The organism is Vagococcus sp. WN80Y (genome assembly GCF_059621045.1).
In genome coordinates this window covers 18,628-29,542 of the sequence record NZ_JCAQHY010000126.1, presented here as the reverse complement: position 1 = coordinate 29,542, position 10,915 = coordinate 18,628, and the positions used below count along the sequence as shown (strand labels likewise).

Below are 10,915 nucleotides of genomic sequence, written 5' to 3'. Positions count from 1 at the left end.
TTTTTTTTTTGCAAAAAAACGGATTTGGGCCTATAGCTCAGCTGGTTAGAGCGCACGCCTGATAAGCGTGAGGTCGATGGTTCGAGTCCATTTAGGCCCATTATTTAGGCCCGTTGGTCAAGCGGTTAAGACACCGCCCTTTCACGGCGGTATCACGGGTTCGATTCCCGTACGGGTCATATTTGAGAGCTGATTGCTCTTATTTTTTTGTCTAAAAAGGACCAAACCGAAAGTATGTCTACTCTGGGTTTGGTCCATTATTGGCTTCTATGCCATTAGCTTAAATGAAAGCCAGCTAAATTTACATGTAATAATAGATAAGAAGAATCAGGATGAGAGCAGCATTTAATGTTAGCTCTCTTTTTTTGAGATTGTTATTACGTATGATGTAGATTGAAGCTAGGATAACAACGGCAAGTAATGGCAACAATAGCAGCCAAGAGACTTGCTTACTATAGACTTGGTAGCCTAGGAAAGTAATGGCAATAAGCGCTACTAAAGCGCTTAGGCGAATATAGCGTGTGTTTGAACTTGTTTTAGAGTAAAGACTCTGTGTTAGTAGTGTTCCTAAAAATAAGATGAGGAAACTGAATAGATAGGAATAAATGTAAAGCAATTTAAATGAGTAGGGATAGTGAATGCTAATCATAAGATTAAAAACCAAACCTTTGAAGAACGCATTTAAACAGGTATATAGCATTGTGTCTTGATAATGGTATTTTTCGGAGAAAGTAAAGTATTGAAACAGTTCAAACATAAGTAAGATAATCCCGTATTGAGGAGATAGTTTCGTTGCGACTATCCAAATACATACAATTCCGATGCTAGCTTTAGTAATATAATAATTTAAGGGAATGCTTTCACCTTTGGCATGGGCGATGCGAATAAAACTTTGGAATGATTCTGCTAATACTAAGTATAGAATGAACAAAACTAGGGAAAAAGTGATTTCCACCCGCTCTTCAATTAGTAAGAGACCTGGTAATATGGCGATCAAAGTTTGTAAAAGTGCTATCATCAGTGGGTAGGAATATAAGGATGGAGCGAATGTTTTTGGTGTTGTCAAAATAGTTACCTCTCTTTATGTTAATTAATTGATTTGTTTGATTATAAATATCGCTATTTTTAGGTCATCATTAATGGTAGTGGAATTTTGGAATAAGGTCAAGTTAATCTTATATTACAAAGGAAAACAAGTGCTTTTAGATTTGAAATTTGATATACTAGGAATGTTGCAAGATTCCCGATAGGATTTATTGGCTGTGCCTTTAAAAATGCCTTGTAACCGAAAATTAAGAGGGGGAATGTAGAAATGAAAGAGAAATATTTATTTACGTCAGAGTCGGTATCAGAAGGGCATCCTGATAAAATAGCCGATCAAATTAGTGATGCTATTTTAGATGCGCTATTGGCAGAAGACCCGATGGCCCGAGTGGCATGTGAAACTTCTGTAACGACAGGACTCGTTTTAGTCTTTGGGGAAATATCAACAAAAGCGTATGTTGATATTCAAAAAGTCGTGAGAGAGACAATCAAGGGGATTGGTTATACTCGCGCTAAGTACGGTTTTGATGGTGATACTTGTGCGGTGATGGTAGCGATTGACGAACAGTCACCAGATATTGCTCAAGGTGTGGACGATTCACTGGAGACTCGTTCTGATGAGGAAAATGATATTGGTGCTGGCGACCAAGGCTTAATGTTTGGTTTTGCATGTGATGAAACACCTGAGTTAATGCCTTTAGCTATTTCTTTAAGTCATCGATTGACTAAAAAATTAGCGGATTTACGTAAAGATGGAACTCTTGATTATTTACGGCCGGATGCTAAATCACAAGTGACGGTTGAATATGATGAATACGGCCATCCTTTACGTGTGGACACTGTTGTTATTAGTACTCAACATGATGAGCATGTTACTTTAGAGCAAATTCAAGCGGATGTCAAAAAATTGGTGATCCAAGCAGTCATTCCTGAGTTGTTACTTGATAGTCAAACAAACTATTACATTAATCCTACAGGGCGTTTCGTGATTGGGGGACCTCAAGGTGATTCGGGTTTAACAGGACGTAAGATTATTGTAGATACTTACGGTGGATACGCTCGTCATGGTGGCGGGGCTTTTTCAGGTAAGGACGCAACCAAAGTGGATCGTTCTGCTAGTTATGCTGCTAGGTATATTGCTAAAAATATTGTGGCGGCAGGGTTTGCTAAAAAGTGTGAGGTTCAACTTGCTTATGCTATTGGAGTTGCGCAGCCAGTTTCGATTTCAATCGATACATTTGGAACTGGGACAGTTTCAACTGATAAGTTGATTCATGCGATTCGTGAAAATTTTGATTTACGTCCTGCGGGGATTATTGAAATGCTCGATTTAAGACGACCGATCTATCAAAAGACGGCAGCTTATGGACATTTTGGTCGTACAGATGCTGATTTTACTTGGGAGCAAACGGATAAAGTTGATGCTCTCAAGACAAGTTTGGCAGAGTAATAGAGGCGGCTCCTAGTGAAGGTATATCCTTTATTAGGAGCCGCTATTTTTAAGGAGTTTGAAATGAGAAAGATGAGGATATTATGGTAAGACAAAAGGAAACAAATGTTAAAATCGTAACGTTAACAGTCTTTATTGCGACATTTATGACAGCGATAGAGGCGACGATTGTTTCAACTGCGATGCCAACAATTGCAGGCCAGCTGAAGGGCGGCGAAATAATGAGTTGGGTGTTTTCAATTTATTTATTAACTAATGCTATGATGACCCCTGTCTATGGAAAATTAGCGGACAGAATTGGACGCAAATCAATTTTTCTTTTTGGGATAGTTGTGTTTATTATTGGTTCTTCTTTATGTGGTATTTCAAGTAGTATGTTTCAATTGATTGTATTTAGAGCTATACAAGGAATTGGGGCGGGAGCTATTATGCCAGTTGCATTGACAATTATTGCTGATATTTACCCAATTGATAAGCGGGCTAAGGTTCTAGGCCTAAGCAGTGCTTTTTGGGGAATAGCAAGTGTGGTAGGGCCTCTATGCGGTGGCTTTATTGTAGATACGGTTGGGTGGCACTGGATTTTCTTTGTGAATGTTCCGATTGGGATTATTTTAGTCTGTTTGATTATGATTTTTTTAGTAGAGCCCAAAAATGATCATGAAAAACAACCGATTGATATATTGGGTAGCGTCTCCTTAATGATGTTTTTGTTGGCGTTACTATATGGTTTCCAAACACTAAGTGAAGGGACTGGCTTTGGTGTCGGAACGATGATTTCCTTTGCTGTTGCAATGGGTTTTTGCCTTCTGTTTGTGATAGCTGAAAAACGTGCAAAGGATCCAGTAATTTCCTTGGATTTATTTAAGAACAAAACCTTTATGATTGTTAATTTGATTGCGGCATTGGTCAGTGGCTTTTTAATGGGGGTTGATGTGTATATCCCGATGTGGATGCAGGGCGTTCTTGGTTTGAAGGCCGCTCTTGGCGGCATGGCTTTGGCACCATTATCCTTTACTTGGATTATAGGATCGTTAGTAGCGGGTCGACTTTTAGAGAAAACGACGACAAAACGGACATTAACAATAGGTTTGCTCATCATCATTATCGGTGGGTTATTGTTAGCTAATGTTCCTGTCACCACTCCTTTCTGGGTGTTTTGTCTAATTTCTGGGTTGACTGGAATTGGGTTGGGGATTACTATTACAGGTTCTACAGTTAAGGCTCAAAGTAGTGTCTCACAGGAAAATATTGGGGTAGCCACTTCTTTTAACACCTTGTCTCGGACCTTGGGACAAACAATTATGGTCTCGATTTTTGGTGTTATTTTAAATAATCATTTAAATGCTGAAATCGCTGCTAACACTCATCTGGGGCTAAAACGAGAAATGATTGATCAACTGTCTAATCGACAAACACTTTCTCAATTAGCAACAGAGGTAGTTGAGCCGTTGCGTGAAATTTTATATAAAGGTCTACACAGTGTCTATTTTGTTGGCGTGGTTCTATTGATTGTGGCAATGATTTTCAATCAATTCCAGAAGTCAGAGCGATTAATGGGCAATGATTAATACCAAAAAAGCTAAGCAATCTGATTAACAGTGCTTAGCTTTTTTACGTTCAATAGCAATTAAAATTGGCGGATTGTTTTTTTGGTTAATAAACTGATAGGATAAGACATTATAGTCTTGCTGAGGAATGTCTTGGACAAAGGATAAAACCGCCTCTTTTTCTGTTTCTCCGCCATCGTGGCCATAATAAATGACGATGATAATCCGTCCGCCAACGGCCAATATGGGTAAAAGGCTAGTTAGGGCTTTTAAGGTTGTTTCTTTCTGAGTGATAATAGATTTGTCACTCTTTGGTAAGTAGCCGAGATTAAAAATAGCGGCTTTTATGACTATATCTTTACTTAATAGATCTGCAATTGTTTCATGTCCTTGATTAAGCAAAGTAACTCGTGAGTTTAAATCGGCTTCTAGAAGCTTTTGACGGCTTGTTTCGATGGCTTGAGCTTGGATATCGAAACCGTAAACATGACCTGTAGAACCGACTAAATCTGCTAAAAAGAGGGTATCGTGACCATTGCCTACGGTACCGTCTACAACATTATCACCTTGAACAATAATTTCTTTGAGTAATTGATGACTATAATGTAAGGCGGTTTGCAACATAAGACGCCTCCTCTCGACAATTAAATAGACCTTGGTAGCTTTGACGTTTCTGTAATTCTTCGTCAATTGCATTTAAAACTTCCCATTTTTTCAAACTCCACATAGGACCAATGATGCTGTCTCGAGGCGCATCTCCTGTCAGTCTGTGAATAACGATTTCTGGTGGGATTAGCTCTAATTGATCACAAATAACAGAAACATAAGTATCACGGTCCATCAAAGATAAACGTCCTTCAACGTAGTCTCTAACCATTCTTGTGTTAGTCATTAGGTGTAGCAGGTGGAGTTTTATCCCTTGAATATCCGAATCTTGGATGGTTCGTCTGACATTTTCGATCATCATATCCGTTGTTTCACCAGGTAACCCGTTAATTAAATGAGTACAGACCCTAATGTTATGACGTCTTAATTTAGCGACACCTTGAAGGTATGTATCGTAGTCATGGGCGCGATTGATATGATGACTGGTTTCTTCATAGGTTGTTTGAAGACCTAACTCTACCCATAGATAGTAACGTTCATTCAATTCTGCTAAATAAGCAACGACATCATCAGGCAAGCAATCTGGACGAGTACCGATGGAAATGCCAACAACGCCTGGTTCATTTAAGACCTGTTCAAATCGGTGGCGAATGGATTCAACAGAACCATGAGTATTAGTAAAATTTTGAAAATAGACTAAGTATTGAGTCACATTAGGCCATTTGGCGTGCATGCGGGTAATTTCTTTTTGAAATTGCTGTGGTAAAGGTTCAGTTGGCGCTAAAATCATGTCGCCGGAGCCAGAAACACTACAAAAAGTACAGCCTCCCTTGGCGACAGTGCCGTCTCGGTTTGGGCAATCAAAACCAGCGTCAATCGGTACTTTAAAGAGTTTTTCACCAAAGGTTTCTCTTAAAGCATAGTTCCAAGTGTGGTACCGTTTGTTAGGGTCAGATGTAAAGTTAAAGTGAGTCACGTAATTACCTTCTTTTATTTTTGTTTTCCTTGAAAGCGCCAGATGAATCGACGTTTTTGAAAGGTAGGATAAGTTCCTAAAATCCAAGCGGCTCCAAGTAGAAAGCCACCAAGAATGTCTGTTGGGTAATGGACACCAACATAGATTCGGCTAATGCCGATAATGAGTATCATTAAACCTAGAAAAATTTGGCCAATTAACCGAAACCGTTGATTGGCAATAAAACGGGGCAAAATCAGAATCAGTGTGCCGTAAAAAAGCATGCTACCCATGGCATGCCCACTTGGAAAGCTAAAGTGGGTCTCGTTGACGAGATGAGGAACACTTGGCCGAGGCCGTTCGAAGACAAATTTAATTAAATAATTTCCAATACCAGCAACAAGTGCGGAATTGATGATTAACCAAAGTGCTTCACTCCAGAATTTACGGTACCAACAAATTAATGTGACAACTAAGACAAGGCCAGCGATAACTGTACCACTACCAAGTTGAGTAATTGCAATATAGAAAGTTGATTTTCCATTAGTCATGTGAGCACGAATTAGCCCTGCTATAGGCTGATCAATCACATTGAGAGAGCTTTCGTAAAATTTAACAAGATATCCTAAGATAACAAAAAGTACTAAGCAACAGCTTGCAGCAAAATGCCAGTAAAGATTTTTAGATGAATCCATGATAATGAGTCCTTCCTGATAGCGCTGAACTGTATTAAATTGGGAACAGCGGCTAGAATATAACCTAAGAAAAAGCCCTCTAGTATCATAACTAAAGAGCTTTTTCTATTATAGCACAAATTTTCTTGCGATTTAATTGGGTTAATAGGTTTTAATTTTTTTTATAAATTTTCTTCAATGGCAGCAGTAATATCGTTCTCAATGTCATTAAACGTTTCTTCGACGTCCTCGTCGTAATCCTCATATTCAGAGTCCTCATCATAGACACGAATATCCCCGTGAAGTGATTCAAGTGTCATTGCTGGTCCGCCGGTTCCTTTTTTTAGTTTGTCGTGATTCTTACCAAATAAACTAACAGAACCGTTGCTATTTTTAGTAGTAATATTAAAATTACTTGGTCGTTTTTCAAGAGCGATACGGATATCCCCACTCGTAGTTTTTAGATCCAGATCGTCTGTTAGTTTACCATATTCCCAATCAATACTCCCATCAACAGTTGTTGCGGATACTTTTCCTTTGATTTCATTGAGGGAAATAAAGCCGCCTTCAGTTTTGATTTTGCTATTCCCAATCAAGTTATTTAAAGAAATATAGCCATCCGTACTTTGAATTTCAAAAGTTTTAGCTCGGCTACCACTAACAGTGAAGGAACCTTGGTCTCCCTTTATTGCGAGAGTATTTTCAGCTGTAATATTATCTAAATCAACGCTACCAGATTTGGCATTGACAGTCAGTGAATCTAAATGAAGATTGTCTAAGCTAGAATGGCTAGCTTGATCTGTATTAAAGGTTAAGTCAGTCGCATTTAATCCGCTAATATCAATTTGGCTATTTTTTGTTCCATTGACTGTAATTGATTCAAAAGAGCTTGGAACAGCAATATTAACATATTGTGAAAAGCCTAACTGAATAAAATTACGATAATCTCCTGTTTCAGTGAAAGTAACATCAATCGTCGTTTTATCACCAGTTTCACCAGGCTTCCAAGTAAAGCTTTGTTTGCCCATTACAGAGTGAGCCTCACCAGAAACATGGATATCCTGATCCTCAGATTCGTAGACATTATAATTAATGTTACCTTTCAAGGAAATATCTAGGTTTTTCTTATTTTTTTTAATTTTGTATCGCTCATTGATCGCAGTTTTGGTTTGTTTTTCTGCCTTAGGAAAATTTATTGCTGAGCCAACACCACCAATGATCGCGAGGATTGTTCCAAATACAGCAAAGCTGATGACTTTCTTTTTCATTAATGTCGCCCCCGTAACGTGTTGATGTTCCATTTCGTATAGTATTTAATGAAACGGAATGAATAGGTAGTGATAGGTACCATAATCGCTAAGCCTATAAAACCAAGGCCACAGAAGAATAGCGTAAAAAATAAGAGAGAGAACGCGACTGCACCGCTAGTCATAAAGAAGGTGACAATCCCTATGATCGGCATCAAAACTAGGATAAGTGTTACGAGCCACAAAGCAAATAGAACAGAAAGACCGGCAACTATCATCCAAATCATAAATAGGAAGTTGAAGAGTAATACGCCTGCTACTTGACAAAAGCGAATGAAAAAAGACGGTTTCTTAGGTGCTTGCTCGTAATGTGAGTCATAATTTTGGTAGTAGCCATATTGACCATTAGTCTTATTAGCTTGAGTAAATTCTTGCCACTCATCATGAGCAGCAGTTTCTTCATCAGCTGAAATGCCAAATTCCTGCAATATTTCATCCGCAATTTCTCGAGGATTTCCTAGGCATTTTGATACATCAGCTTCTGTTTGGCCTTCTGCGAGCTGTTTATCAAATTTTTCGCCATATAGTTGTAAGATATATGCGAGCTGTTGTTTTGGTAATGCTTTTAAATGAATTTTTAATTCAGTTAGAAAATGTTCTTTATTCATATCTGCTCCTCGATTCTAAGGTCATGTTAGTTTAAATGGACGTGACGTCATTCTTGATACTTTAAATATATCGTCTAATTGCTGATTAAACAATAGGTTTGGACAAAAATCGGCCTAAAGTATGAGGGCAAATCAGTACATAGAACGATATGTAAAAGGTTATTTTTTGAACTGATAAACATGTAACAAAAATGACACTAATAATCGATTGTTACAGTCACTTAACAATCGGTTGAATATGCAGATATTTATTTTTAATGCTGTTGGTAATGGTGTATACTGGTACTAGAGTTTTCATTAGAACGATGAATGGACAGGGGGAGATTGCAACCATGAATGAAAAACGATATCGGAGGAATTCGAACATCCAAACTAGTCTAAAATTAATCGCTCCTTTCAAAAAAGGGGTTTCTTTGTTTGGTACAACAGTTATGCTGACAGCAGCGGTTATACCAACTTTTGCGGCTAAAGTAGAAGCTGATGAAATGAAAGAATTAGAACCAAAAGTATTGGATAGTAGTGAAATTAATCAAGGGGCAGTTGAACAAACGACCGATTCAACAACTGAACAGAGTACTACCCAAGAGAGTACATCTGATCAAGAAACTATCAATTCGGAAGAGAATTCGACAGCTGAGTCAACATCAGTGGAAGAGCCTGATACGAGTGAGGTAGAGAGTGAATCATCTACTTATTCTGAAGCAGAAGAAGCAAATAAAGATGGCGAATCGGTAGAAATTCCTAGTGATATTATGTCTGCTTCAATGATGATGCGAAGCGTTTCGCCAAGCACGTTTATTGAACAAGTTGGCAGTCAAGCCCAGGTGGTAGCAGCTAATAATAATTTGTATGCGTCTGTTATGATTGCCCAAGCAATTTTAGAAAGTGCGTGGGGCGGAAGTGCCTTAGCATCAGCGCCTAATCATAATTTATTTGGTATTAAAGGCTCATACAACGGTCAATATGTTGAAATGAGAACACAAGAAGTTATTAATGGTAAGTGGGTAACGGTAACAGCGAAGTTTAGAAAGTACCCCTCTTATTCAGAGTCTTTACTAGACAATGCGTATGTGCTAAAAAATACGTCATTTCAATCGGGCGTTTATTTTTATAGTGGCGCTTGGAAAAGTAATACTAACTCTTACCGTGATGCGACTGCTTGGCTAACAGGCCGCTACGCGACTGATCCAGGCTATGCGGGTAAATTGAATAAAATTATTGAAAATAATAACTTGACTCGTTTTGATACGCCAGGGAGTGGGACTGGCAATAATGGAAATAACGGGAATGCTGGCGGCAATACGGGTGGAAATACCGGTGGCAGTAATGTAACCACGCCTAGTACGGGAACGTACACTGTTGTCTCAGGTGATACGTTGTTTGGTATTGCGAGAAAGCACGGTGTGACCGTAGCAAACCTCAAATCATGGAACAAGCTAACTAGTGATACAATTTATGTTGGTCAAAGTTTAGTTGTTAAAGCGTCAGATACAGGAAATGGTGGCAGTACAGGTGGTAACACCGGCGGTAATACAACCCCGCCAACTACAAGTGATACTCATACTGTTGCATCAGGAGATACCTTGTCCGCGATTGCTAGACGTTATGGTGTGACTGTTGCGAATCTTAAGTCGTGGAACAGTTTATCAAGTGACCTGATTTATGTCGGTCAGAGCCTCAAAGTTAAAGGGTCGACAGGTGGTAATAACTCAGGTAATACCGGTGGCAATACAACGGCGCCAAGTACAGGCTCAACATACACAATTGTCTCAGGTGACACACTTTCAAGCATTGCAAGAAAATATGGAGTGACGGTTGCAAATCTTAAGTCGTGGAATAATTTATCAAGTGATTTAATCTATGTCGGCCAAAAGCTTAACGTAAAAGGGTCGACAGGTGGTAATAATACAGGTAATACGGGTAGTAATACAACCTCTCCGAATACAGGAACCACACATACAATTGCTTCTGGTGATACACTTTCAAGTATTGCGAGAAAATATGGAGTGACGGTTGCAAATCTTAAGTCGTGGAATAATTTGACGAGTGATTTAATTTACGTGGGACAGAAGCTTAGTGTTAAAGGGAATAGTGGTTCTAATAATACGACCAACTCAGGCAACAAAGTATCATCAAATAACTCCTCATATACAGTTGTTTCAGGTGACACACTGTCGAGTATTGCGAGAAAATACAATACTACAGTCGCAAATGTCAAAGCGTGGAACAATTTGACGAGTGATCTGATCTATGTCGGACAAAAGTTAAGTGTAAAAGGAGCGGCTAGTAATTCTTCAAGTAACTCTAATACAACTAACACCGCGACGACAGGTTCGTACAGTGTGGTTTCAGGTGATACCTTAACAGGTATTGCGAGTCGTCATGGTATTAGTGTGGCTAATTTAAAATCATGGAATAATTTAACCAGTGACACTATCTATGTGGGACAAAAATTAGTTGTTAAAGGAAGCGGAGCAGGTAATTCAGGCACAGTAGCAAGTAAAAATCATAAAGTGGTTTCAGGTGATACGTTATGGTCAATTGCTGAAAAGAATCGTGTGACTGTTAAGCAATTAATTTCTTGGAACAATTTGAAAAGTGATTCTATTTATATCGGGCAGGTCTTACGTGTGAAATAGTCGTAAAAGGAAGTAAGTCTTACTTGCAGAATCAGTAGGAATTTGTTAGTATAAGGTCAGTAAGACAATGATGAGGAGTAGTAAA

At 38.7% G+C, this 10,915-nt stretch carries 9 protein-coding genes, 2 tRNA genes, 1 riboswitch and 1 other annotated feature (1 of these 13 cut by a window edge); of the genes, 5 read left to right on the top strand and 6 right to left on the bottom strand.

Features of this window, described 5'->3' with window-relative positions; translation table 11 throughout:
- Window positions 1-26: 26 nt before the first annotated feature.
- Window positions 27-100 (top strand) — tRNA-Ile (locus AC5KOD_RS06025).
- Window positions 101-107: 7 nt separating this feature from the next.
- Window positions 108-179, top strand: a tRNA-Glu gene (locus AC5KOD_RS06020).
- 122 nt (window positions 180-301) lie between these two features.
- On the opposite strand, the gene AC5KOD_RS06015 is transcribed toward AC5KOD_RS06020, so the two are convergent.
- Window positions 302-1,066, bottom strand: a complete 765-nt coding sequence (locus tag AC5KOD_RS06015) for a hypothetical protein (RefSeq protein WP_496913636.1) — start codon at window positions 1,064-1,066, stop codon at window positions 302-304.
- Window positions 1,067-1,227: 161 nt separating this feature from the next.
- Window positions 1,228-1,315: riboswitch (SMK box riboswitch) on the top strand.
- Here AC5KOD_RS06015 and metK point away from each other — a divergent pair.
- Together metK and AC5KOD_RS06005 are read left to right on the top strand one after the other, a co-directional pair.
- The gene (gene metK, locus AC5KOD_RS06010) at window positions 1,313-2,494 is read left to right on the top strand and encodes a methionine adenosyltransferase (RefSeq protein ID WP_496913635.1); all 1,182 of its coding nucleotides are present in this window, start codon (window positions 1,313-1,315) and stop codon (window positions 2,492-2,494) included. It overlaps the preceding riboswitch by 3 nt.
- A gap of 83 nt (window positions 2,495-2,577) precedes the next feature.
- Window positions 2,578-4,062, top strand: a complete 1,485-nt coding sequence (locus tag AC5KOD_RS06005) for an MDR family MFS transporter (protein ID WP_496913634.1) — start codon at window positions 2,578-2,580, stop codon at window positions 4,060-4,062.
- A gap of 24 nt (window positions 4,063-4,086) precedes the next feature.
- Here the strand turns inward: AC5KOD_RS06005 and mnmM are convergent, their stop codons facing one another.
- From mnmM to AC5KOD_RS05980, 5 genes are all read right to left on the bottom strand, one after another.
- The gene (gene mnmM, locus AC5KOD_RS06000) at window positions 4,087-4,665 is read right to left on the bottom strand and encodes a tRNA 5-(aminomethyl)-2-thiouridylate-methyltransferase MnmM (protein ID WP_496913633.1); all 579 of its coding nucleotides are present in this window, start codon (window positions 4,663-4,665) and stop codon (window positions 4,087-4,089) included.
- Window positions 4,640-5,623 carry a tRNA modification radical SAM protein MnmL/YtqA gene (gene mnmL / locus AC5KOD_RS05995; RefSeq protein ID WP_496913632.1) on the bottom strand — a complete coding sequence of 328 codons (984 nt, stop codon included), beginning with the start codon at window positions 5,621-5,623 and terminating at the stop codon, window positions 4,640-4,642. Before mnmL ends, mnmM begins: the two co-directional genes overlap by 26 nt.
- Before the next feature lie 14 nt (window positions 5,624-5,637).
- Complete coding sequence (locus AC5KOD_RS05990; protein WP_496913631.1) at window positions 5,638-6,297, bottom strand: phosphatase PAP2 family protein; 660 nt, start codon at window positions 6,295-6,297, stop codon at window positions 5,638-5,640.
- A 161-nt stretch (window positions 6,298-6,458) separates the two neighbouring features.
- A complete protein-coding gene (locus tag AC5KOD_RS05985; RefSeq protein ID WP_496913630.1) occupies window positions 6,459-7,544 on the bottom strand; it encodes a DUF4097 family beta strand repeat-containing protein in 1,086 nt (361 codons plus the stop codon).
- Window positions 7,544-8,191, bottom strand: coding sequence for a DUF1700 domain-containing protein (locus tag AC5KOD_RS05980; protein ID WP_496913629.1), 648 nt, complete (start codon window positions 8,189-8,191; stop codon window positions 7,544-7,546). The genes AC5KOD_RS05985 and AC5KOD_RS05980 overlap by 1 nt, the downstream gene beginning before the upstream one ends.
- 332 nt (window positions 8,192-8,523) lie before the next feature.
- Between AC5KOD_RS05980 and AC5KOD_RS05975 the strand changes: the two genes are divergently transcribed.
- A complete protein-coding gene (locus AC5KOD_RS05975; protein WP_496913628.1) occupies window positions 8,524-10,830 on the top strand; it encodes a LysM peptidoglycan-binding domain-containing protein in 2,307 nt (768 codons plus the stop codon).
- Between the two features lie 58 nt (window positions 10,831-10,888).
- Window positions 10,889-10,915, top strand: a binding site (T-box leader) (it continues 182 nt past the right edge of the window).

Bases quoted from the DNA above. Each gene is read 5' to 3' on its own strand.
- AC5KOD_RS05990 (WP_496913631.1), bottom strand. From the start codon at position 6,297: ATGGATTCATCTAAAAATCTTTACTGGCATTTTGCTGCAAGCTGTTGC.
- AC5KOD_RS05985 (WP_496913630.1), bottom strand. From the start codon at position 7,544: ATGAAAAAGAAAGTCATCAGCTTTGCTGTATTTGGAACAATCCTCGCG.
- AC5KOD_RS06005 (WP_496913634.1), top strand. From the start codon at position 2,578: ATGGTAAGACAAAAGGAAACAAATGTTAAAATCGTAACGTTAACAGTC.
- AC5KOD_RS05980 (WP_496913629.1), bottom strand. From the start codon at position 8,191: ATGAATAAAGAACATTTTCTAACTGAATTAAAAATTCATTTAAAAGCA.
- mnmM (WP_496913633.1), bottom strand. From the start codon at position 4,665: ATGTTGCAAACCGCCTTACATTATAGTCATCAATTACTCAAAGAAATT.
- metK (WP_496913635.1), top strand. From the start codon at position 1,313: ATGAAAGAGAAATATTTATTTACGTCAGAGTCGGTATCAGAAGGGCAT.
- AC5KOD_RS05975 (WP_496913628.1), top strand. From the start codon at position 8,524: ATGAATGAAAAACGATATCGGAGGAATTCGAACATCCAAACTAGTCTA.